The sequence below is a fragment of the Paenibacillus sepulcri genome, from assembly GCF_042647105.1.
GTDB lineage: Bacteria > Bacillota > Bacilli > Paenibacillales > Paenibacillaceae > Paenibacillus_Z > Paenibacillus_Z sepulcri.
The window spans coordinates 2215875-2236711 of sequence record NZ_JBHRUP010000001.1; the positions used below are offsets into that span (position 1 = coordinate 2215875).

At 49.8% G+C, this 20837-nt stretch carries 23 protein-coding genes; 3 read left to right on the forward strand and 20 right to left on the reverse strand.

From position 1 onward, the window contains the following. Positions 1-17 precede the first annotated feature (17 nt). From ACFOLF_RS09745 to ACFOLF_RS09780, 8 genes are all read right to left on the reverse strand, one after another. Positions 18-1157, reverse strand: coding sequence for a sulfate ABC transporter substrate-binding protein (locus tag ACFOLF_RS09745; RefSeq protein ID WP_379113957.1), 1140 nt, complete (start codon positions 1155-1157; stop codon positions 18-20). 353 nt (positions 1158-1510) lie between these two features. Further along, a complete protein-coding gene (locus tag ACFOLF_RS09750) occupies positions 1511-1975 on the reverse strand; it encodes a hypothetical protein (RefSeq protein WP_210038419.1) in 465 nt (154 codons plus the stop codon). Positions 1976-2034: 59 nt separating this feature from the next. Beyond that, positions 2035-3273, reverse strand: coding sequence for a cation:proton antiporter (locus ACFOLF_RS09755; RefSeq protein WP_210038418.1), 1239 nt, complete (start codon positions 3271-3273; stop codon positions 2035-2037). Between the two features lie 4 nt (positions 3274-3277). Next, on the reverse strand, positions 3278-3772 hold the full coding sequence (locus tag ACFOLF_RS09760; RefSeq protein ID WP_210038417.1) for a cation:proton antiporter regulatory subunit: 495 nt from the start codon (positions 3770-3772) through the stop codon (positions 3278-3280). Positions 3773-4063: 291 nt separating this feature from the next. Beyond that, the gene (locus tag ACFOLF_RS09765; RefSeq protein WP_210038416.1) at positions 4064-4426 is read right to left on the reverse strand and encodes a hypothetical protein; all 363 of its coding nucleotides are present in this window, start codon (positions 4424-4426) and stop codon (positions 4064-4066) included. Between the two features lie 203 nt (positions 4427-4629). After that, complete coding sequence (gene dnaI, locus ACFOLF_RS09770) at positions 4630-5583, reverse strand: primosomal protein DnaI (RefSeq protein WP_210038560.1); 954 nt, start codon at positions 5581-5583, stop codon at positions 4630-4632. A 25-nt stretch (positions 5584-5608) separates the two neighbouring features. Then, the gene (locus ACFOLF_RS09775; protein ID WP_210038415.1) at positions 5609-7159 is read right to left on the reverse strand and encodes a helicase DnaB; all 1551 of its coding nucleotides are present in this window, start codon (positions 7157-7159) and stop codon (positions 5609-5611) included. Between the two features lie 138 nt (positions 7160-7297). Next, positions 7298-7603 carry a YuiB family protein gene (locus ACFOLF_RS09780; protein ID WP_379113955.1) on the reverse strand — a complete coding sequence of 102 codons (306 nt, stop codon included), beginning with the start codon at positions 7601-7603 and terminating at the stop codon, positions 7298-7300. 173 nt (positions 7604-7776) lie between these two features. Between ACFOLF_RS09780 and hemQ the strand changes: the two genes are divergently transcribed. Beyond that, positions 7777-8520 carry a hydrogen peroxide-dependent heme synthase gene (gene hemQ, locus ACFOLF_RS09785; protein WP_210038414.1) on the forward strand — a complete coding sequence of 248 codons (744 nt, stop codon included), beginning with the start codon at positions 7777-7779 and terminating at the stop codon, positions 8518-8520. Positions 8521-8679: 159 nt separating this feature from the next. On the opposite strand, the gene ACFOLF_RS09790 is transcribed toward hemQ, so the two are convergent. Then, positions 8680-8937 (reverse strand): hypothetical protein, encoded by a 258-nt coding sequence (locus tag ACFOLF_RS09790; protein WP_210038413.1) that lies wholly within the window; start codon positions 8935-8937, stop codon positions 8680-8682. Continuing rightward, entirely contained in the window at positions 8937-10130 is a 1194-nt protein-coding gene (locus tag ACFOLF_RS09795; RefSeq protein ID WP_210038412.1) for an NAD(P)/FAD-dependent oxidoreductase, read from the reverse strand. Before ACFOLF_RS09795 ends, ACFOLF_RS09790 begins: the two co-directional genes overlap by 1 nt. A gap of 323 nt (positions 10131-10453) precedes the next feature. Between ACFOLF_RS09795 and ACFOLF_RS09800 the strand changes: the two genes are divergently transcribed. After that, positions 10454-11428 carry an NAD(P)/FAD-dependent oxidoreductase gene (locus ACFOLF_RS09800; protein ID WP_210038558.1) on the forward strand — a complete coding sequence of 325 codons (975 nt, stop codon included), beginning with the start codon at positions 10454-10456 and terminating at the stop codon, positions 11426-11428. Positions 11429-11681: 253 nt separating this feature from the next. On the opposite strand, the gene sda is transcribed toward ACFOLF_RS09800, so the two are convergent. From sda to ACFOLF_RS09850, 10 genes are all read right to left on the reverse strand, one after another. Further along, positions 11682-11825, reverse strand: a complete 144-nt coding sequence (gene sda / locus ACFOLF_RS09805; RefSeq protein ID WP_210038411.1) for a sporulation histidine kinase inhibitor Sda — start codon at positions 11823-11825, stop codon at positions 11682-11684. 288 nt (positions 11826-12113) lie between these two features. Then, complete coding sequence (locus ACFOLF_RS09810) at positions 12114-12788, reverse strand: YheC/YheD family protein (protein ID WP_210038410.1); 675 nt, start codon at positions 12786-12788, stop codon at positions 12114-12116. A gap of 206 nt (positions 12789-12994) precedes the next feature. Next, positions 12995-14941: an FtsX-like permease family protein gene (locus ACFOLF_RS09815; RefSeq protein WP_210038409.1), complete on the reverse strand. Its 1947-nt coding sequence runs from the start codon at positions 14939-14941 to the stop codon at positions 12995-12997. Beyond that, complete coding sequence (locus tag ACFOLF_RS09820) at positions 14916-15692, reverse strand: ABC transporter ATP-binding protein (protein ID WP_210038408.1); 777 nt, start codon at positions 15690-15692, stop codon at positions 14916-14918. The genes ACFOLF_RS09815 and ACFOLF_RS09820 overlap by 26 nt, the downstream gene beginning before the upstream one ends. A 108-nt stretch (positions 15693-15800) precedes the next feature. Beyond that, on the reverse strand, positions 15801-16970 hold the full coding sequence (locus ACFOLF_RS09825; RefSeq protein ID WP_379113952.1) for a sensor histidine kinase: 1170 nt from the start codon (positions 16968-16970) through the stop codon (positions 15801-15803). Next, entirely contained in the window at positions 16967-17683 is a 717-nt protein-coding gene (locus ACFOLF_RS09830; protein WP_210038407.1) for a response regulator transcription factor, read from the reverse strand. The genes ACFOLF_RS09825 and ACFOLF_RS09830 overlap by 4 nt, the downstream gene beginning before the upstream one ends. Before the next feature lie 133 nt (positions 17684-17816). Further along, positions 17817-18203: a LytTR family transcriptional regulator DNA-binding domain-containing protein gene (locus ACFOLF_RS09835; protein WP_210038406.1), complete on the reverse strand. Its 387-nt coding sequence runs from the start codon at positions 18201-18203 to the stop codon at positions 17817-17819. Then, entirely contained in the window at positions 18204-18335 is a 132-nt protein-coding gene (locus ACFOLF_RS09840) for a cyclic lactone autoinducer peptide (protein WP_210038405.1), read from the reverse strand. After that, a complete protein-coding gene (locus ACFOLF_RS09845) occupies positions 18332-18856 on the reverse strand; it encodes an accessory gene regulator B family protein (protein ID WP_210038404.1) in 525 nt (174 codons plus the stop codon). The genes ACFOLF_RS09840 and ACFOLF_RS09845 overlap by 4 nt, the downstream gene beginning before the upstream one ends. Next, positions 18846-19508, reverse strand: a complete 663-nt coding sequence (locus ACFOLF_RS09850) for a hypothetical protein (RefSeq protein ID WP_210038403.1) — start codon at positions 19506-19508, stop codon at positions 18846-18848. Before ACFOLF_RS09850 ends, ACFOLF_RS09845 begins: the two co-directional genes overlap by 11 nt. Positions 19509-19860: 352 nt before the next feature. Here ACFOLF_RS09850 and ACFOLF_RS09855 point away from each other — a divergent pair, with 352 nt between their 5' ends. Beyond that, on the forward strand, positions 19861-20811 hold the full coding sequence (locus tag ACFOLF_RS09855) for an aldo/keto reductase (RefSeq protein WP_210038402.1): 951 nt from the start codon (positions 19861-19863) through the stop codon (positions 20809-20811). Positions 20812-20837 lie beyond the last annotated feature (26 nt).

Genomic DNA, 20837 nt, shown 5'->3' on the forward strand with positions numbered 1-20837 from the left:
CAGCTCCTGTCATGCGCTTATGAGCCCGGTGTGTATATTTGATCGAATACACCGCCGTCGGCAAAATATTTCTTCTGTGCTTCATCCCACCCGCCGAAATCGTTGTCGATCGTCAGCATTTCAATTGCAGGGAAATTATCCTTGAACTGCTCGGCAACGGAAGCCATGCGAGGGCGATAGTAGTTCTCGGCAACCAGCTTCTGAGCCTCTTCAGTGTACAGATATTTCAGATAGGCTTCCGAAACCTCGCGTGTTCCGTGGTCATCGACTACTTTGTCTACGATGGCGACCGGCGGTTCGGCCAGAATACTGAGAGATGGATAGACGATTTCGAATTTGTCATCGCCGAATTCTTTTTTGGAGAGCTGCGCTTCATTCTCCCAGGCCAGCAGAACGTCTCCGATTTCGCGCTCAACGAAGGTTGTGGTCGATCCGCGTGCGCCGGAATCCAATACCGGAACATTTTTGAACAATTTGGTTACGAATTCCTTGGCTTTGGCTTCATCGCCATTGTTTTGTTTCAGCGCATAGCCCCATGCTGCAAGGAAGTTCCAGCGTGCGCCGCCGCTTGTTTTCGGGTTCGGTGTGATAACGGAGACGCCGTCCTTAACAAGATCGTTCCAATCCTTGATCCCCTTCGGGTTGCCTTTGCGAACCAGGAATACAATCGTGGAGGTGTATGGTGAGCTGTTTTCTTCGAATTCCTTCTGCCAGTCGGGTTGGATGAGTCCGGCATCCTGAATAGCGGTAATATCATAGCCAAGAGCAAGTGTAACGACATCGGCTTTCAGCCCATCGACTACAGAGCGGCTTTGTGTGCCTGAACCGCCATGCGACTGCTTGATCGTTACGACCTGGCCGGTTTCCTGTTTCCAGTGATCGGCGAATAATTTATTATAGGCTTCATAAAGCTCGCGGGTAGGGTCGTAGGAGACATTCAATAATTCTACAGGCTCTTTGGGCTCAGCAGCCGCGGTGTCTGTATTGCCAGGAGCTGCGCTCGTATTGTCAGGGGTATTTGCTGCCGGAGTGTTTGTATTATTCTCTGTATTCCCCGTGTTGGAGTTGCCTCCGCAGCCAGCCAGCGCAACCGCCAGAATGACCAAAATAAATAATAGCTGTACCGGTAAACGTTTTTTCTTTGTCATGTTCGTCATGTTAAAGCACTCCCCTTGGTTTCAAACTGACAGATAAATGAAAAAGGCGTTTCACTCCGGTTGTTCCGGTCGCAAAATCAAATCTATTCCTACCTGTTTAGTTGGTTATGAATGAAATGATAACAACGGACACCCTTATGTGTCAAGACTAATTTTCTGTTCTTCTGATCTGATCGATAATATTTGCTTATACCTGTCTAAGCGTCCAAACTTTTGGTTCCCTGCCCTAATGGAAATGAAAAAGACTTCAATCACCTGATTAGTCGGGTAATTGAAGTCTCTTCTGGATCATGGAGTTATGGTAGGCTCTCCAGAATCCTGCGCGCTTGTTCTCATATATTCAGGCGGGAGCCCTAACGCAAATCCTGACGGTCTCCCCTCTTCCATTCATAGACCGGGACGACCACGCACTCAGCTGCCGAATCAATGGAATACACAAGATCCTTCAGCGTTCTCTCCTCCAGCCGGTAAATCACCAGTTTCATCCGCGGTATGCCTTGATCCCCCCGGCTGTCCATAGGAATTCGGATCACCCCGCGTCCGACCGCCTCCATGATGGCGTCCTCAATCTCATTGGCGCGGCTGCTTCTGATCCACATCATGCGGGTATACATGGAACGATGCGAGCGCGGATAGGACAGCAGGAATACTACCGCGAACAACAATGCCCAGCCAGGATCAAAAAACATTATCTGCAGCTTTGCTGTTATGACCGTTATACTGATGAATATCCCCACAGCGGCGGCAGTCAGCTGAATGTTGTCCGGCCGGATTGTCTTTCTTTCCCCGCATATCATCATTACTGTCTCATGTCTCATTCTTGTTTCCTCCCTATTAAGGTGGTTAAGAAAAATGTTCACACGGGCAGATTGAAAGATTAACGTGATTGCGTGGTTCTTTTCTTGGTTCTTTCTTTACCCAGGCGAATGCCGAATAGCTTGAACGTCCGTTCCAGCAAGCCGTATATCCATTTGGTTTCTTTCGTCAGCAGCGGTCCCAGAACCGCTAATATCAGCACATATAACGCTGCGAACGGCTGCAGGATGGGCAGCAGTCCCCCTGCCTTCGCCAGATTCGCCATGATAATAGAAAACTCGCCGCGCGCCACAATCGTAAGTCCGATATTCACCGAAGCCTTGGGTGAGAGTCCCGCGCTGTATCCCGCCCACATGCCGGCTGCGAAATTCCCGGCGAGCGTCACCAGAACCGCTCCCAGCGACAACCAGAATGCCCCGCCCAATGTGAGAGGATCAATCGTAAGACCGAAGCTGAAGAAGAAGATGGCGCCAAAGAAATCGCGGAAAGGCAAAATCATGTGCTCTATCCGCTTCATATGCTCCGTCTCCGCAAGCACCAGACCGACAAGCAGTGCGCCGATCGCTTCCGCCACATGGATCGTCTCGGAGAAACCCGCGACCAGGAACAGAATGGCGAAGATAACAAGCAGGAATACCTCATTGGAGCGGATATTCAGCAGCTTGTTCAGCAGCGGAACCGCCTTGCGTCCCACCACCAGTACAAGCAGCATAAAACCAAGCGCGATCAGGGCGGAGAGTGCAATGCCGCCGATTGAAGACGAGTCGCTGAGTACAAGACCGGATAATATCGAAATATAAATCGCCAGAAAAATATCCTCGAACATAATAATTCCCAGAATCATTTCGGTCTCGGGGTTGGCCGTCCGTTTCAAATCGACCAGCACCTTGGCCACAATGGCGCTGGAGGAAATCGTCGTAATCCCGGCGATTATCAGCACCTCAAGAAGCGGCATACCCGCCGCCCAGCCAAACAGCAGACCAAGCGTAAAGTTGATCAGTATATAGATCGTTCCACCGATTGCAATCGATTTGCCCGATTTAATCAGGCGTCCCACGGAAAATTCAAGCCCCAGGTAAAACAGTAGAAACAGGACGCCGATACGCCCTAAAAATTCAATCAAAGGCGCACTTGAGATAAAGGTTAAATCAATATGCCAGAATTGAATGGCATGGGGGCCGACTGCCATACCCACCAATATATAAAAAGGAATCACCGAGAACCGCAGCTTCGCTGACAATAATCCCGCCGACGCAATGAGCGCAATCGCGACTCCTATCTCAAATACCATATGGTTCATAGGTTCATTCACATCCATTCTTTATCATTTTTTTGAATAATTTCTGCTGCCCCCTCTCTCCTGCCACAACGAGCATGGATTCGGCTTGAAGTACGATATCCGGTCCGGGATTCACATATTTTGCATGGTTTTTCCCGACGATTGCAAGGATGGTCGCACCCGAGTTCTGGCGCACGTTCAGTTCACCTATCGATTTGCCAACACATTTGTGTTCCTGCTCAATCCGGTACCATTCAATGATCAGATCATCCAATGCCATTTCCATCGTCTCTACGGCTGTCGGCTTATAGGTCACCCCGCCGATGATAGCCGCAACCAGTCGCGCTTCGTCATCATCGAGCGTTATCAGGGAATGCGCTTCATCCATGTCCTCACCTTGAAAATGGTAACATTCTCTTCGTCCGTCATCGTGCACGATAATAATCATTTGATCTCCGTCACGCGTGGACAATTGAAATTTCTTCCCTATGCCGGGAAGATCGGTTTCACGTATATTCATAATCGATGAGCCCCTCCTGTAAATTTGATCAATATGCGCTTATCGGGAAGCGGCACTCTTGCCGCTGAACGTTATGATCCTGGTTTTGGGCATGAGCAAACATGCCCCCGGTCACCGTTTTTTAATAAACGGACAAGCAAACGGAAGAAATTGCTTCGTGTGAATTGGAGTGACTTCCGGGCACAGCAAATAATACGGCATGATGCAGCCATTTTTTTACAAATTAGAATTGGACTGATTCAACAGGCTGAAGATTTCCATCGTTAATTGGGGGAGATACTTGGGGCTGCCTTACGCAATAAGCGATGTCTTTTTGATGGGGAACAGCAGCAAGCGGGTTAAATATCGAGCAATCAGAGGGTGAAAGGAGACATGTGTCCCGAGGGGTACGCGAACGGTCGATTTGAGGAACAAGCTCACAGCAAAGAACAAGGCGGATACAAGCGTAGAAAGACGCATTTTTTCCCCCAGGGAGATATGACTGTGGCTGACCGAGATCCGGTTTGTTTTATTCTCCATGCCCGCGGATACAACTGTTCGCGTCGTTTCCCCTGCCGTGGATTCCGTGATGGTGGTAGGCATTGAAAAAATGGTGAAAATAACGAGGAAAATTAGTGAAATCCAGCGTTTCATCGAGATATATTGAGAGAACATACAACTTCACCTCCTTTTATCCAGATTACAGCGTTATTATAGCATAATTCAGTCAAATTTTCAAATTTTGAACCTTTATTGATATTGATTACTTTTCAAAACTATGCTAAATATTTTTCTTATTATCGACAGGTTTTGCCGCCAGATATCGCTATAATAAAAAGCCGGAAAACGGTTTGGCCCGCCTTCCGGCTTACTTAGATTTATTTTGCCCGCTTGTTATGACCCTTGACATGAACAATTTGAACATAATGCCTGATCCGGTCCATGATCCGCTGTCCCTTATGCAGCTCATCGCCATCCTTGTTGGTGAAGCTGAAATGCTGCTCCAGCGCGTCCAGATTATAATTGGAGGTATAGAAAGTCGGCTTTCTGTCCATCCGGTAGTTGAGAATAGCCCCCATCACATGGTCCCTGACCCATGGATTCAGATTCTCCGCCCCGATATCATCGAAGATCAGCAGGTCCGTCTCCTTCATCACGTCGACCGTTTCCTTGAGCTTGCCGGGCTCATGCATCAGCGACTTCAAATCCTCGACAAATTCAGGCATATAGACGATGACTCCGGAGTAGCCCGCCTTGGCCAGCTCATACAGCATGTAGCACATGAGAAAGGTCTTCCCGGTGCCGAACATGCCTGCCAAATATAAGCCTTCTTTCTGCAGGCCCTGCTCCTTGGTCAGATCGATATATTTCATCAGCTGGCCGACAGCCTTCATCCGCTCCAGATCATTGGTTAGAATCTCGTCAGCGGAGTAGCCGCGCGACAAGGCTGTCTGGTCCACATAGAAGCTGCGGACCCGGCTGCGGATCAGATCCTGGCTTTGCTTCGCCAGCAGTTTCTTGCAGGTTACCTTGCGTTCGTTCAGCTGTACCAGATTCCCGGCTGTTTCGCAGGAAAGCAGTGTATAATGCCCTTCAAAATCGTTCGGGCAGCGTTCAAGTCCCGGGCAATTCGAGCAGTTCCGGTATTCCGTCGTATATTGATATACCTTGTTCAGGTTAAGCCGCAGCACCTCGCGGCTGAGCTCCGGATATTTGCTTTGCAGCCGCTGCACCAGAGGCTCCTCCAGCAGATCGTTCATCAACCGGTCCGCCTGCTGCAGCGCCTCATTTCCGCCGGGCCACTGGCCCAGCAGGTCGCCTAACGATTCCATTGCCATTGTCTACTCACCTCTTCACTTACGTTTTGCCGTCCAGCTTCCGCGCAAGCTTCCGCATCTCCTCAAGCTCCTCTTGCGATATAGCCTCAGAATCCGGCGTGTCCTGAATAATCGATATCGAGGGCTTACGCCTTCCCCCTCCGCGTATCCCGGTCTGCGAACCGCCCCGTGCGCCGCCTGAAGGCGCTCCTGCGCCATTATCCCGCCTGCGCTCCTTGTCCGCTTCCAGCTTGATCTGCTCCTGCACGTAACGGACCGCCTTCTCGAATGAATCGACATGTTTCATCAGCATATTCGAAGCGACGGCGTCTATGTAGGTCTTCGTAACCCGCTGGGAATCGTTCATTCCCAGTACATAATGAATGAGGACATTAATGACTGAGCCGTGCAGCCGATAATTCAGATCGATTACCTCGAAAACGCGAATAATCCATTCCGGCACCGCGCCGGGGAAGAAGCGGGCAATAAAGCGGGTATGCGGCTCATTACGCATCAGCATATTATATTGATGGATATCGCAGCGGCCTTCCAGCTGCACCGGCACTTCCATATAAAACTCTGCCAGGACGCCGATTTCATCCGGCGGCTCATCTCCAGCCGCATCGTCGCCCGTTTGTCTGCTTTGCTCCGTTTCTGCCGCCTCCGAGGGCTGGGAACGTCCGAAAATACGCTGACGCTCCTCATTGCGCTTGCGGTCCTGGCGGTACATCTGGTTTGCCCGCAGCTGCAGCTCATCAATCATCAATTCGCCGCGTTGGCCGAACACATCGTCCTCATCCAGCAGCCTGCACAGATCTACGACAGTCAAGCCATATTTATAGGCGATGTAGTTCAGCTGAGCCAGCTTCTCCTCATCTCCGCGCAGGCGCTCCACGAAGCCCCTGTTGGAGGAGTTACGGGGGAATCTCATGATGATTTCGCCGTACTGAATGCCCGCCGTTTCCGGAGCGGCCTTGGGCTGCGCCTGCCGGGTCGGCGCCACTTCCGTAAGCGCCTGCTCCAGCTCCAGATCAATACCCTGTGTATTTAAACGAAACAGCTCGTAAAAGGGAACCGTCAAATTCTCTCTTTGCAGCTCCGTTCCCGCCAGCTCGTCCGCTTCCTTGGCGTAAAACGACTCGCGCAGCGCAATAACGGAATGCTTCCCGACCTTGTCGCGCAGCAGCATCGTCAGATGGGGACTTCCGAAAAACTCATCCGGCGACAAAGGCTTGATCAGCTCATATTCATATACCACATCGTCGTTGTCCACGACGCCCAGCTGAGAGGTTTGAAGAAGTCCGACCGCTTCCAGGCGTGAGGAGTGAATGACCAGTTCCTGGCGTCCGCGTTCATTCATATCCAGCCCCAGGCCCAGAAACAGCTTGCGCTGCGGCTCAAGGGGCGAATAGCCGACGCGATCGTCGGCTACCTGCTGATAGAGCTGTTGATAGAGACCTGCAGCAAATGCGCCGATCATCGGCTGATAGATCAGGCCGATCATTTTGCGATCCACCGCGCTCAGTGAAAAATCGCGAAAAATGTAATAGCGATGATGCTCCGTAAATTGATGTAAGCTTCCCATCCGCATTTTTTTCGACTCCATCCGAGTTATAGTGCGAGTTCAATATCTTTTTGAACATCACTAGTAGACTTTCATTTATTTTAACACATCTAAGGACCGGTTTAGGGACGCTAAAAAAAGAAAATTCCCCCGAATGAGGGAATTCTAGAACATTTTATATCCGCCCCGCCGCAGCGCCCTGATCGTTGCACCGCTCACATAAGCGCCGATGAGCGCCCCGATTGCGGGCAGGATATCGACGAAGGTAAAGGCTGAAAAGTTGCCTGCAAACGACTTCGTATCATCCCAGGTCTGCCAGATAAAGATCGGAATGAGCACGATCACATACATGTAAATGGGAAACCATGTCGTCTTGAGCAGCATATTTAAAATGAATCCGATTCCGAACATCATTACAAGGAATAATACGGTTGCAATGACGAGCTGAAGAATATCCACATCTGTATTCATATAAGTCGTCTTCCCCTTTCGCTACGATTAGTGTAGTAGATGGCCCGCAGGAAGTCAATTTGATTCGCCATGTTGTCACAAGTCCGTCATTTGCGCTCCTTTGCTGCGGTACGATACAATGAACACGACTATTTATTGAAGCTATAGACAACCTTTGAGGGAGTGGATAGACGATGAGTGAAGTAGCCCAAACGCTGGAAGGCTGGTATGCGCTGCATGATTTCCGTTCGATCGATTGGACGGCCTGGGAAGCTGCAGATGAGAGCTTGCGCCAAGTGGCAATGGACGAGCTGTATTCGTATATGAAGGAATGGCAGGCTCTGGAGGATACCCAAACAGGCAGCACCGCTTTCTATTCCGTTATCGGACAGAAGGCCGATCTGGTATTTATGCATCTCCGCGAGACGCTGGAAGAGCTGAACACTATCGAGACGGCGTTCAACAAATCAATTTTTGCCCAGTTTACGTACCCTGCGTATTCGTATGTCAGTGTTGTCGAGCTGAGCAATTACATGGCGCCTCCGGGCACTGATCCTATGCAAAATCCGGACATTATGGCGCGCCTCAAGCCCATTCTGCCCAAATGGAACCACATCTGCTTCTATCCGATGAACAAACGCCGCGAAGGCAATGACAACTGGTACATGCTTGGCATGGATGAGCGGCGCACGATGATGCGCAGCCATGGTATGATCGGTCGCCAGTACGCCGGGAAGGTCAAGCAGATCATTACCGGTTCTGTCGGCTTCGACAACTGGGAATGGGGTGTCACGCTGTTCGCGGAAGATCCGCTGCAGTTCAAGAAGCTGGTCTACGAAATGCGTTTCGACGAGGTCAGCGCGCGCTACGGCGACTTTGGCGATTTCTATGTCGGCAACCTGCTCACTGAAGAGAAACTGGGCCAGCTGCTCAAATAGCGGCCAGAGGAGCGATAAGAGCAGGCGACCGCCGCCCCTATCGCCTCTGCAAGCCTTGTCCTTGAACCATTATAAAAGCGGCCAGCTGCATCAAGAAGATGCACTGGCCGCTTTGCTGTTTCAATATTCATCAGACCTCGTACTATGCGGGCACCCGGGTCAATCCTCGTCATTGTCCTCTTCGAGAATCCGCTTCGCCTCCAGATAAGCCTCTGTCTGCCGGTCGCGTTCCCGCCCCTTCTCCTTCAGCCGCTCAATGGCCGGAAGAATCAGCAGGTCCACTTCTTTCTGCACCGTATAGGACAAATCATGCCGGCTCTGCGATTCCAGAAAAGAACCGACCTCCATCAGCGCGTTGTAACGATCCAGCTCCTCACGCGTCAACAGCCCGCGAACCTGTACGCTGCAATGGCGCATTACAGAAACTTCCCTTTGCGGAGCACAAGAGGAATTCCGCCGATTATATACAAGTAACGGATATCGATCATCTTTTTCAGCCAAGCTGCATAGGAGCCCTTGTACTTCTTGCCAAAAGCGATGCCGACAGCCTCGCCCTTGCCAAGCGATGCGACAGTTCCCTTGTTCTTGAACTCAAACTTCTTGAGCGGTTGGTTGCGGATAGAGGCAACCAGATTATGCGCGCAGGCAACTCCCTGCTGCATCGCAATTTGGGCGGTTGGCGGATAAGGACGGCCTTCCTCGTTAAATATCAAGGAATTATCGCCGATCACATAAATATTCTCATGGCTCACGACACGCAGGGACTCGTCCACCTTCACACGTCCGCGCATGGTCTCGATGCCGGCTTCCTCGATCAACCGGTTGCCTCTTACGCCTGCGGCCCAAATGACCGTTGCCGCACGGATCTCTTCGCCCTCGCCGACAATGACGCCATCAGCCGTACATTCCTTGATCGGCGTACCGATCCGGAAGGTGACCCCTTTCTTCGTCAGCACATCCATTGCGTACTCCACCAGCTCCGGATCAAAGCCCGGCAGCGCGGTAGGAGCCGCTTCGATATTGTACAGCTTCACAAGCGACGGGTCGACATCGTTCTGCTTGCACAGCTCCGGCAGCCTGTCCGCAAGCTCGCCGACAAATTCAATACCGGTAAAACCCGCTCCGCCGACAACAAACGTCAAATAATCGGTGCGGTGCGGCTCCCGTTTATAGCGTGCAAACTGATATTCGATATGTTCGCGGATCAGACGAACCGAGTTGATGCTGCGGATATTCATGGCATACTCAAGCATGCCGGGGATGCCGAAGGTCTCCGGCTCGCCGCCGAGGCCGATGACCAGATAGTCGTATGACAATGTCCCGTCCTCGAGAATCACTTTTTTATCCTGTGTGCGAATTTGCACGACAGTCGATTTTACGAAATCGATCTTGAATTCATCAATAAGCTTGGAGATGCTCACACGCGCGTTCTCCGTTTTGTCCGTTCCGGCAGCCGGCATATGCAGATGCGTTGTAAAATAGTGATAGTCATGCTTGTTCACAAGCGTAACGTCAGCTTCATTATAATTTAATTCTTTCTGAAGACGCAGAGCGGTCAAAATCCCACCATACCCCGCCCCCAGAATCACAATCTTAGGTATGTTACTCATCGCAAAATCCCATCCATTCTTATTTCTCTTTACTTTGTGAAAAATCACACAAACCCAGTCAAAAGTTAAAATTTCATCCTGCTTTAGTTTGCTGACTGAGAGACGCTTTTATGACAGTTTTCATGAATTCGACAATTCGTTTATTAATACCTCACATGATACAAATTATTTAACAAGTTTTCAAGGGTAAAATATACGAAAAACTTTAGAATAACATACAATTTTTTTATTTCCATCCTTCTTTACGAAAAGCTATAATGATTGAATGGACAAACTAAATCTGGAGGTGACAAACATTGTCTCAAGCAAATGAAACCGAACAAATGAACGATATCGTCATCATAGGCGGCGGTCCGGCGGGTATGTTCGCAGCGTTCTATGCCGGAATGCGCCAGGCATCAGTCAAAATCATTGAGAGCATGCCACAGCTCGGCGGCCAGCTCGCTGCGCTTTACCCTGAGAAATATATATATGATGTTGCCGGATTTCCCAAAATTACGGCGGGAGAGCTCGTTGAACAGCTCAAAAGGCAAATGAGCCATTTCAGTTCCTCTGTTTGTCTGGAGGAGAAAGTGCTGGAAGTGATCAAACGCGAGGAGCGGCTGTTTGAAATTGTCACGGACAAAACAACCCATTTCGCCAAAGCCGTCATCATTACAGCGGGAGTCGGAGCATTCGAGCCACGCCGGCTGGAACTGCCTGAAGCGGCTAAATATGAAAGAAACAATCTTCATTACTTCATCAGTGACTTAAACCAGTTCAAGGGACATCATGTGCTGATCAGCGGCGGCGGCGACTCCGCTGTGGACTGGTCGCTTATGCTGGAGCCTGTCGCAGCCAGCGTCACGCTCATTCACCGCCGCGACAAATTCCGAGCCCATGAGCATAGTGTGGACAATCTGATGAATTCGACAGTCAAGGTGCTGACTCCTTATGAAATTACCGATATGCACGGCGCAGACAGAATTGAGCGCATTACACTGCAGGATGTGAAATCCAAAGAAATCAGAGAACTGCCTGTCGATTCCGTAATTGTCAATTTCGGCTTTATTTCCTCGCTGGGCCCCATTGCAAATTGGGGCATCGACATCGAGGGCGGCTCGATTGTCGTCGATTCCCGCATGGAAACGAGCGTCCCCGGCATCTTTGCCGCAGGCGATGTGACTACCTATCCCGGCAAGCTCAAATTGATCGCGGTAGGCTTCGGAGAAGCTCCCACTGCCATTAACAATGCGAAGGTGTACATTGATCCGAACGCGAAGCTGTCGCCTGGTCACAGCAGCAACATGAAGATGTAGAGCCTTCCATTCCTTATATAAGGGTATCCAGACTTAAACGGGCCGCATCGTATGCGATGGTTCCCGGGATAAGAGGGATACCCTTTTTTGCTGCGTCCGGCCTGCAATAAACGGCTTGCTTGACTTTTTCGTATGCCATGGCTATTAAATAGAGGAGCTTGTTATTTTAAGAAATTGTAGTGTGAGAGTAGCCTCTGAGGTATGGAAAAATGAAATATTTCATTCACGAGGATGTACTGGGACTTTCGGGAAGTCAAGCGGTTATTCGGTATGTTTCAGGATTAATCTGTCTGCGTATCATTTCAACAGTCAACAGCTTGATAAATTCCGGATCTAGGTTGAATTGAATGGCCGAAAGATAGGCATCCACAAGAAGTTCATCAGACAGCATATCCATTGTCCACCCTCCTTTCCTAAATTCTTCCTTGTCATCTTAGCATGTCCCAATAGGCAGAACAAGCGTTCCGATTATCCACAGATAGTTGTGGACAGCATGTGTGTAACTTGTGGGTAAACGTCGAAAAAACAGGAATATCAACGAGGATAATGTGGATAGGGTTATACACAGCCCTCATTCACAAAACCTCAATAAAAAAGTTTGATGGTCCTCTATAAACCTATTAACCAATTATATTAAATCCTGTTAACCATTTTGGACAGAAGCAACCGCCCCGAAGGCGATTGATTACTCGGGGCGTGTATTTACTTCAAAAATCCATATTTTACCATTCTTATCAATGCCGTAATCAAAGCCAAGCTGGCCGATTCCTGGAAATTGTCTTTCCAGCACTTCCGTTGACAACCGGGTTAATCTTCTCATTTGCTGCTTCTTGCCTGCTACCGCATTCGAGGAAACGGATAACCGGATTCCTTCCGAGCCATTCAAGCGAGTGCCTCCCCGGCATAAATTGGTCACGAACAGTCCTTGACGCGCCAACCGGCCCACAATAGCGGTAATCGCCCAGCTTCCATCGGCCTGTTTCACATGTTTCACTCTGTAATCAATTGGCCGGCCTTTAATTGTTGCCAGCCGGATCCCCTTCTGAATCAAATATCTGCGGCCTTTACGCATCCCGTTAAGAGAATGATAGAGTCCGTCGAAGGAGCCGAAATGTCTTTTTTTCGCATAATACGTATACGCGTAGCCGCTGCCTTCTCTTGTTACCTTGATGACGCCGTGCCCTCCTGCCCCGACGACGGGCTTGATGACGACCATTCCGTGCGCCTGCAGCATGCTTCTCAGATTGTCTGAAGAAAACATGCGGGTCGGCGGAATATGCGATGCAATTTCATTGTGCGAGAGCAGTGCCGAAGTCTTGGCCCACTTGCTGGCTAACTGCCTTCCCTGACCTTCACCCATAAAGCCATCTCCTTTTCTGTTGTGAGTCTACTAACACTATATGCCTCAAAGACAGGTCTCTCTTGGATGATTGAACGGGGCAACTCGCCTTATTTAATAGCCTGATAGAAAAAGAGGCTGCCGGGAGGTCCCCTGAAAAAGGGATCCTCACGGCAGCCGCATGCTGATTATAGATAAAGTTCGCGCATATTCGCTTCTGCTTCGCACTAAACAGCGGGATTCAGCATCCGCTTCGTATAACCGGTGCAGGCCACCGCAAAATATATGCTCTGCATGATGACATAGATCCCGATTACAGTCCCGGCATAAATCCAGATATTCGCCTGCATCAGCGTACTGAGCGCCTTCATCGCAAAGCACATGTGAATGATGCCGACGACGACGGGCACATAGAAAATAATGCCTACCTGCGTAGCTACGATTCTTCTGATTTCGCCCGCTGTCATTCCTATTCTCGTGAGCGCGCGGAATTGGAGCTGATCCTCTTTCATTTCCGTGAACAGCTTGAAATACAGCACGCTTCCGGAAGCGATAAAGAACAGCAGGCTGACAAACAATCCCACGAATAAGGTCAAGGATGACGATTGATGGGTCTGAAGGAACGAACTGACGCGATAGGTCATGGCATGATCCGACTCCGATGGCGGTATAAGCTTCTCGATCTTTTCCGCCGTCGGCAGCGCGGTTTGCCAGTCCTTGATTTCGAAGCCGTAGTTGACAATTTGCCTGGATTCCGGAGTCGCTGCGAGCAGTGTCCCATACTGCGTATCATCCACGACGATCAGTGTAGTGAAATAATCAATCGGGCTAATAATGGCTCCGAACAGATAGCCGTCAACGCTGAACGGCTGCTCTGTGCCGTTGACCTTCATGGTTACCGAAGGGCCTTCAAAAGGAGGCAGCGTCTCCTGCTCGATATAGGGGAAAACAACCCTCGCATGACCTGTATCAATGGAAAGCCGCGGCCTGTTCATCAATCCCGCCACCTGGTTGTAGTCGGATTCGGACACGATAGCGGAGTCGTATTGGGCCCGCAATGTCTTATGCCCTTCTGCCGGAGTCACCTCTTCGCCGGGTATACCGACAAGTCTGGTCTCATAGGCTAGCTCCCGTCCATCCTGTTTAAGAATGCTTTTGAGCTTGGCCGGATCCAGCACATTATGGGCATTCAGTCCATTCTCCACAAAGCCGATCGTTTGCGGGGTATGGGAAAGAAGCTGCTTCTCCCCTTCCTGCTGGAAGGCGTAGACCGTACCGGAGGCCGTCAGAATAACTGCGCTGAGGATCGATACCATAAATAGGATACGGGCATTATCCTTCAGCTTGTAAGCAACCTGCGAGAATATAATCATGTTGGTTCGGTTATAAAAAATCGATTTGCTCCGCTGCACCATCCGGATAAGGGCAACACTGCACTGCGTAAACAGAAAATAGGATCCGATGATAACAAGCCCCAAAATCGGGAGCATTACGAATATAACGTTTGAAGTATTCATTATATATGCCAGCGTGTAGCCCAAACCAAGACACAGGATCGACAGAATAGTCAGCCACATGGAATATAAAGGCTGGCGCTTCGGCTGGTTGGCTTCCTTCAGCAGCTCAATGATCTCCGAGCGTCCGACACGAATGCTGGTAAGCCAGGTCAATACATTAAACAAGGCAAAATAGCCGATAACCGTCAGCAGTACGGCTTTCAAGGGCACAGCGAAACGGATGGGGCTTTCAACACCAAGCAGCGAGGCCATCGCCATGAAAAAGAGCTTGCTGAGCAGCATTCCGATCCCTAATCCTGCCGCAATTGCGAGGACCGCGATAATGACACTTTCGATGACGAGCATGCGGCGCAGTTGATTTCCCGTCATGCCGAACAAGGTATACAGGCCAAATTCCTTCTTGCGGGTTTTCAGAAAAGCCGAATTGGCGTAAAGCACGAAGAAGAAGGAGAAAATCACGACAATATACTGGCAGGCTTCCATCCCTTTTCTAACCCCTGCCGCTGCTTCAATATGACCGTTGATAACATCGGGATGAAAGAGAAACGCACCGTACATATAGAAAATAATGACGGAGAATACGCTGCTCAGAAAGAAGGCATTGTAGGCCCGCCAATTTCCCCGGATGCTGCTAATCGCGAGCGAGCGGAATGTCATCGAAGTTCCCTCCCAGCAGACTAAGCGAGTCCAGAATTTGCTGAAAGAACATCTGGCGGCTTGCGCCGCGCCGGATTTCCGAATAAAATTTGCCGTCCTTGATAAACACAATCCGTTTGCAGTAGCTGGCGGCAAAAGGATCATGCGTAACCATCGCAATCGTGGCGCCTGCATTTTCATTCAGATCCTTCAAGGATTCCATGACATCCTTGGCCGCTTTGGAATCGAGATTTCCCGTTAATTCATCGGCAAGCAGTATCGAGGGCTGATGAATCATTGCCCGGGCAATAGCCGCCCTCTGCTTCTGGCCGCCCGATATTTCATAAGTCCGTTTGCCAAGAATATCTGTTATGCCGAGAAGCTCAGCGTAAGGAGCCAGTGCTTCTTCAATTTTGCGCGGCGCAAGTCCCTCCAACACAAGCGGCAGCACGATATTTTCCTTGATCGACAAGGTGTCGAGCAGGTTGAAGTCCTGGAACACGAAGCCGAGCTGCCGGCGCCTGAACAAGGCAAGCTCTTTATTTCCAAGACGGGCCGGCTCCGTGCCGTTGATCACAATCCGGCCGGAGGTGGGTTTGTCGATGGTGGCCAGCAGGTTGAGAAGCGTCGTTTTGCCGCTGCCCGAAGGGCCCATAATACCGACAAACTCCCCCTTGGCTACTTCAAAATCAATGTCTTCCAGCGCTTTATAGGTCACGTTTCCTTTGGAGCTGTATGTTTTGCTCAAGTTTTCCGTCTTTAATACACTCATAGCCGTTCCCTCCAAAAACATATTCGATGATAGTCCAAGTATAAAGCTATTGGAGGCAAGTTCCCCATCGATTTCGCTTTCAAAGTCCAGCCTATTCTTACAATAATGTCACTTTCCATTGAACTTGAACAAGCTTTGCGAAGCAAAAGAGATCGTCAGGGTCGTCCCGCCGCCTCCCGGCACGGATTCGACCGCAAGTCCATGTCCAAGCTTGCCGCATACGCTCTTGGCCAGAAACAGCCCCATTCCCGTAGATTCTTCCACCAATCTGCCGTTATCGCCCGTGAAAAAAGGATCGAATACCCGCGGCAAATCATGTGCCGGAATGCCGATGCCCTCATCCTTCACCTTCAGCGCGGTCTTCCCGTTCTCCGTCTCAATGAGCAGCAGCAGCTTCTTTGTACCCTGCTTGTGCTTGCTGTATTTAATCGCGTTCCCTACCAGCTGATTCATGACAAATGCGATCCACTTCTCATCGGTCTGAACAAGCGCTTCCCCCGTAATCTGCGGATAAATGGAATATTTGATGCATAGACGCTTGTAGGAATTCACGACCCGTCTCGCGATTTCATGAAGCGGCACGGTGCGAATGCGGACATCCAGCTCGAATTTATCCAGTCTTGCCGTGTAGAGCATCATATCAAGCCCTCTGGTCAAACGTTCCGTTTCCTCCCGGATGCTGCTGAGGCTTTGAGTGGACGATGGGCTGTTATTTTCCTCCTGCGCCTGCTCCGCATGCTGAATCATCAGATCAATGACTGAAATTGGCGTCTTCATCTGATGCACCCATTGATGGATAAAATGCTGATGAATCTCCTGCTGCTTGCGGTAACGGCTCAGCTCATTCATGTATGCCTCATGCTGTGCCTGCAGGAGACGCTGCACGGCGAGCTGGTCCCCTGTCACGCCCGAGCGGACCCGAAGCGCGGCATCAAGCTCCGACGCATGCAAAATTGCTTCATCCAGCTGGCGGAAATAGGCACGCTGCCGGATGTAATCCAGCAATAGCCATAAGGACAAGCAGCATAAAACAAGCACCCCCGCATAAACGACGGTAGCCGGATCCATATGGGTCGGATAAAAAATTTGACCAAGAACAAGTGCCGCTCCTGCAAGGAACAAAGAAACAATGAAGGCGGCTAAATAGGGCAAGCGGTCGCGGAAATAACGCAGCGGCGAAGCCGCGGACATAAGAGCGCCGGCAGATTGATAAGAATGCTTCACTTGTTCAGGGCCAACTGTTATCTCTTCCTCCTCATGCATAATGTTATCCCTCATTCCTGGACTGTTTCCTGACGGGCGGCTTTCAGCTCGAATTTATAACCCTGTCCCCTGACCGTTTCTATAACGCCAATCAGCCCTAGTTCCTCGAGCTTCTTGCGCAGCCTTGTCACATTGACACTAAGCGTATTATCATCGACAAACTGTACGTCATCCCATAAGGTTTCGAGCAGACGCTCCCGGGCTACAATCCGTCCGGCTTGACCGATCAGAATTTCGGCCAGCTGGCATTCGTTTTTGGTAAGCGGGGACAGCTTCCCCTGCCACTCCAGCTCGCCTCTGCTTATATGCAGCTTTAGTCCGCCGGCTTCCAATTCCATGCTGGGCACGGCCGCCATCGCATATTCGCCATAGGCCCTGCGCAGCAGGCTTTTGATTTTGGCCAGCAGCAGATCCAGCGGAATCGGCTTGGTTACGTAATCATCGCCGCCATTCTCGATCGCCATCACCTGGTCCATTTCACCGGCACGGGCAGAGACGAATATGATGGGCGCGCTTGTGACCGTACGGAATTGCCTGCACCAATAATAACCGTCAAAATGAGGGAGATGGATATCAAGCAGAATCAGATCCGGCTGCGCCTCGGCCATTTCCCGCTTTAAATCATGGAACCGCTCGGCGCGCACCGCACCGAAGCCATATTTTACAAGCGACTGCATGAGCAGGCCGCTGATTTTGTCATCGTCCTCAACAATGAATAGATTGTACATTCATGAGCTCCTCCTTCGACCCGGTATTTACTGCAAATCCTATCACAGGCAGGAGCATTCGTCATCTTGGGTAAATATAAAAAAAGCACCACCGACGAGAGATACTATCATCTCTGCCCAGAGGTGCGCTTCTTTAACCGTTTGAGAAATTAATGCGTTTATCTTTAATTGCTGCAGGCTTGCTGAACATTTCAACATTTTTCTTGTGAACTCTCGATACAGGCGCGTTGGGCGCATCCTTGGAGGCCGGGTGCTGCTCGAAAAACACACAGGACCGCTCTTCATCAAAATATTCGATTTTGTTCATCTGCACGAGATAACCGCGTTCGACTTTCTGGAACCCGTTAGTCATTAAGAAGCGCTCTTGTTCCTCCAGTGTCGAAATCTGGCTGTACGTCTCTTCCTTTGTTTGGTACATTAATGTGCGGTCTTGTATGAAGGTGTAGAGAACGTCTGCCACGTCGATCATTTCAATCTCGTACTCTTTCCTGTTCAACCGCTTTACTACGGGAATTTGCATTTAAACTCCCTTCCTTCTAAGTTCTTCTGGAATTGGCGGGTTGTACAAATAGAAAAGACAGCCCGTAAAAACAAAAAGCGACGCAGCTGAAACAATAATAGCTCCCAATAATTTATAAGCCCGCTTTTTCATTTATTTTTTTCACCCCCTTTAATTGGTAAAAGGATGGACTGGGTCGCAAAGGTGAGAGCAAGCAAATCGGAGCCGATAAAAAAGTTTGATGCCACAATGGCGGAAGCCAATACCTTCAATAGAGGATAATACCGCTCTGGGATTCTGGCGTGCTGATCATAGTTGGAGGGAGCAAATAATACCATCATGACAAATGCCGCTGCAGTAATGAGATAGACCCATAAGCTGGCTACATGAATGTGTGGGATCGCGGCGAGTACGATCGAAGAAGCGGCAATGCAGCCGAGGCTGGTTGGAAGGTGATAACCTCCGGTCAAAAACCGGATGACCGCCAATAAGACAATAACTACCGACGTTTTTGCAGGCTCTCCTGTAACAATTCCCAGTATGGAAGCCAGCAGAATTATTGAAACCGTATTCACTAGAATGTGCAGTACATAAGAAATAACAGGGACCGATGGCGGCTCGTTGCCGCTGGCTGCTATCCGTGCATGCAATTGCTCGGCTGCTTTATGAAGCATCCTCATGATCCTTTCTGAATGAATAATATAAAAATAAGGGTACCGAAATAATAAATATGGCATTGGAGAGTATGATGTAATCCTTGAACTCATTTTTAAATAAGAAGGCGGTTAAACATGCTGCAACAGCGGCAATGACGATAATGACAAGCAGTAAAGCATTCACGCCGGAAATTCTTACATATGCGCGATGTGAAGTCGGAACATAATCAAATCCCCAGTTTTTGATAAATATCAACCGGCTGAACCCGATGACAAGCAGAGCGGATAACGCTTGTGTCGCTGCGCTGGCTAAAGCATTATCTTGTATCGTTCCAAGCGGCGTTCCTGTTTGCCACAGAAATAAGATGACCAGCCCCTGCACTGCAAATCCGAATACAAATCCCGCCCCGTTCATGACGATCGAATAATATAAAGGAACCCGGAACAACACCCACATCGCGATAATTAATAAAGTAAGCTGAATGTACGAGGACAATTCGCCGATTTCGGGATTAAGCCGTGTAAAATAGGAAACCTGACTCATGATAAAGGATACAAAAACGAGATAAAACATGCGATCTCTGAACCGGAAACGAAACAAGGCGAACATAAAGATGAAATAAGAGAAGTACTCAATGATAGACCCTGCTACAAACAGCGCATAGGACACGCACTAACGCCCCTTTGGATGATAAATTCTACAATGATGAATGATTCATCCCTCATTAAGACGAACCTGAACGTTATTTGTCTATTTTTACCTCAGTATAGCAGAGATTTTCAATATAAAAAATATAAACTTTCATATATAGAAGGTGCCAAAAAAAAGCATTTCCCGCTCCGGGTGTCAGCGTTTTCTTTTGCTATTAAGCCTGCGCTTTAGTAAACCTCAGGTAACTAGGTAATAATAATTTCAGTTCTTCTCCTATTCTATTTGTTTAACTATACTATGTATAAGGAAGCAGGTAGAAACAGCCATGCCTGCCGTTAAGATTGATGACTAATTCAAAGGAGTGACCATTGTGAAATACCGCAAGTTGGGCAAGAATGGCCCCGACATTTCCGTAATCGGCTTTGGGTCATGGGCAATCGGCGGCGGAGGCTGGGCCAGCGCCTGGGGAAGCCAGGACGATCAGTCTTCCATCGACAGCGTTCGCGCCGCGTTGGATGCAGGGGTCACTTTTTTTGATACGGCAGCCGTATACGGACTGGGTCATTCGGAGGAAGTGCTGGGCCAAGCGTTGAAATCCGACCGCAGCCGTATTGTTCTCGCGACCAAATGCGGCCTTGTCTGGGATGAGAACCGCAATCCTGCACGGAGCGCGGCCTACGATTCCGTCCTGCAGGAAGCAGAAGCCTCCTTGCGCCGCCTCGGTACCGATTATATCGATTTATATCAGGTTCATTGGCCGGATGCCGAGGTTCCCGCCGAAGAGACGATGCGTGCCCTGGACAAGCTTGTGAAGGACGGCAAAGTCCGTTATGTCGGTGTAAGCAACTATGATGTTCCCCTGCTCAAGCAGTCGCTTGCCGTCCGTCATGTCGATTCCCTTCAGCCGCCTTATTCCATTTTGCGGCCGGCAGCCGAAAAAGAACTGCTGCCTTTCTGTCTGGAGAACGGCATCGGCGTTGTTGCTTACAGTCCTCTAACCTCGGGGTTGCTGTCAGGCAATTATACGTATGATACGACCTTCGAAGAAGGAGATTGGCGCTCCCGCAATAAAGCCCATACCGGCGAGGGCTTGCGCAACAATGTGGACAAGGCGGAGAAGCTTAAAGCGGTTGCCGAGAGCTGCGGGATTACGCTTCCTCAGCTGGCTGTCGCTTACGATCTCGCTCATCCCGCAATTACCAGTGCAATCGTAGGCGTGCGCAAGCCAAGCCATATTCTCGGTGTGCTCCCCGCAGCGGATGTTACGCTGGATGATGCAACTCTGGCGGAAATTCGCGCTATTGCCTCCGCCGAATCATAATAATTCAATCAGGAAAGGTGACGAGA

Excerpts from the sequence above, each read along its gene's own strand:
- ACFOLF_RS09745 (WP_379113957.1), bottom strand. The coding sequence starts at position 1,157 with ATGACGAACATGACAAAGAAAAAACGTTTACCGGTACAGCTATTATTT.
- ACFOLF_RS09750 (WP_210038419.1), bottom strand. The coding sequence starts at position 1,975 with ATGAGACATGAGACAGTAATGATGATATGCGGGGAAAGAAAGACAATC.
- ACFOLF_RS09755 (WP_210038418.1), bottom strand. The coding sequence starts at position 3,273 with ATGAACCATATGGTATTTGAGATAGGAGTCGCGATTGCGCTCATTGCG.
- ACFOLF_RS09760 (WP_210038417.1), bottom strand. The coding sequence starts at position 3,772 with ATGAATATACGTGAAACCGATCTTCCCGGCATAGGGAAGAAATTTCAA.
- ACFOLF_RS09765 (WP_210038416.1), bottom strand. The coding sequence starts at position 4,426 with ATGTTCTCTCAATATATCTCGATGAAACGCTGGATTTCACTAATTTTC.
- dnaI (WP_210038560.1), bottom strand. The coding sequence starts at position 5,583 with ATGGAATCGTTAGGCGACCTGCTGGGCCAGTGGCCCGGCGGAAATGAG.
- ACFOLF_RS09775 (WP_210038415.1), bottom strand. The coding sequence starts at position 7,159 with ATGCGGATGGGAAGCTTACATCAATTTACGGAGCATCATCGCTATTAC.
- ACFOLF_RS09780 (WP_379113955.1), bottom strand. The coding sequence starts at position 7,603 with ATGAATACAGATGTGGATATTCTTCAGCTCGTCATTGCAACCGTATTA.
- hemQ (WP_210038414.1), top strand. The coding sequence starts at position 7,777 with ATGAGTGAAGTAGCCCAAACGCTGGAAGGCTGGTATGCGCTGCATGAT.
- ACFOLF_RS09790 (WP_210038413.1), bottom strand. The coding sequence starts at position 8,937 with ATGCGCCATTGCAGCGTACAGGTTCGCGGGCTGTTGACGCGTGAGGAG.
- ACFOLF_RS09795 (WP_210038412.1), bottom strand. The coding sequence starts at position 10,130 with ATGAGTAACATACCTAAGATTGTGATTCTGGGGGCGGGGTATGGTGGG.
- ACFOLF_RS09800 (WP_210038558.1), top strand. The coding sequence starts at position 10,454 with ATGAACGATATCGTCATCATAGGCGGCGGTCCGGCGGGTATGTTCGCA.
- sda (WP_210038411.1), bottom strand. The coding sequence starts at position 11,825 with ATGGATATGCTGTCTGATGAACTTCTTGTGGATGCCTATCTTTCGGCC.
- ACFOLF_RS09810 (WP_210038410.1), bottom strand. The coding sequence starts at position 12,788 with ATGGGTGAAGGTCAGGGAAGGCAGTTAGCCAGCAAGTGGGCCAAGACT.
- ACFOLF_RS09815 (WP_210038409.1), bottom strand. The coding sequence starts at position 14,941 with ATGACATTCCGCTCGCTCGCGATTAGCAGCATCCGGGGAAATTGGCGG.
- ACFOLF_RS09820 (WP_210038408.1), bottom strand. The coding sequence starts at position 15,692 with ATGAGTGTATTAAAGACGGAAAACTTGAGCAAAACATACAGCTCCAAA.
- ACFOLF_RS09825 (WP_379113952.1), bottom strand. The coding sequence starts at position 16,970 with ATGAGGGATAACATTATGCATGAGGAGGAAGAGATAACAGTTGGCCCT.
- ACFOLF_RS09830 (WP_210038407.1), bottom strand. The coding sequence starts at position 17,683 with ATGTACAATCTATTCATTGTTGAGGACGATGACAAAATCAGCGGCCTG.
- ACFOLF_RS09835 (WP_210038406.1), bottom strand. The coding sequence starts at position 18,203 with ATGCAAATTCCCGTAGTAAAGCGGTTGAACAGGAAAGAGTACGAGATT.
- ACFOLF_RS09840 (WP_210038405.1), bottom strand. The coding sequence starts at position 18,335 with ATGAAAAAGCGGGCTTATAAATTATTGGGAGCTATTATTGTTTCAGCT.
- ACFOLF_RS09845 (WP_210038404.1), bottom strand. The coding sequence starts at position 18,856 with ATGCTTCATAAAGCAGCCGAGCAATTGCATGCACGGATAGCAGCCAGC.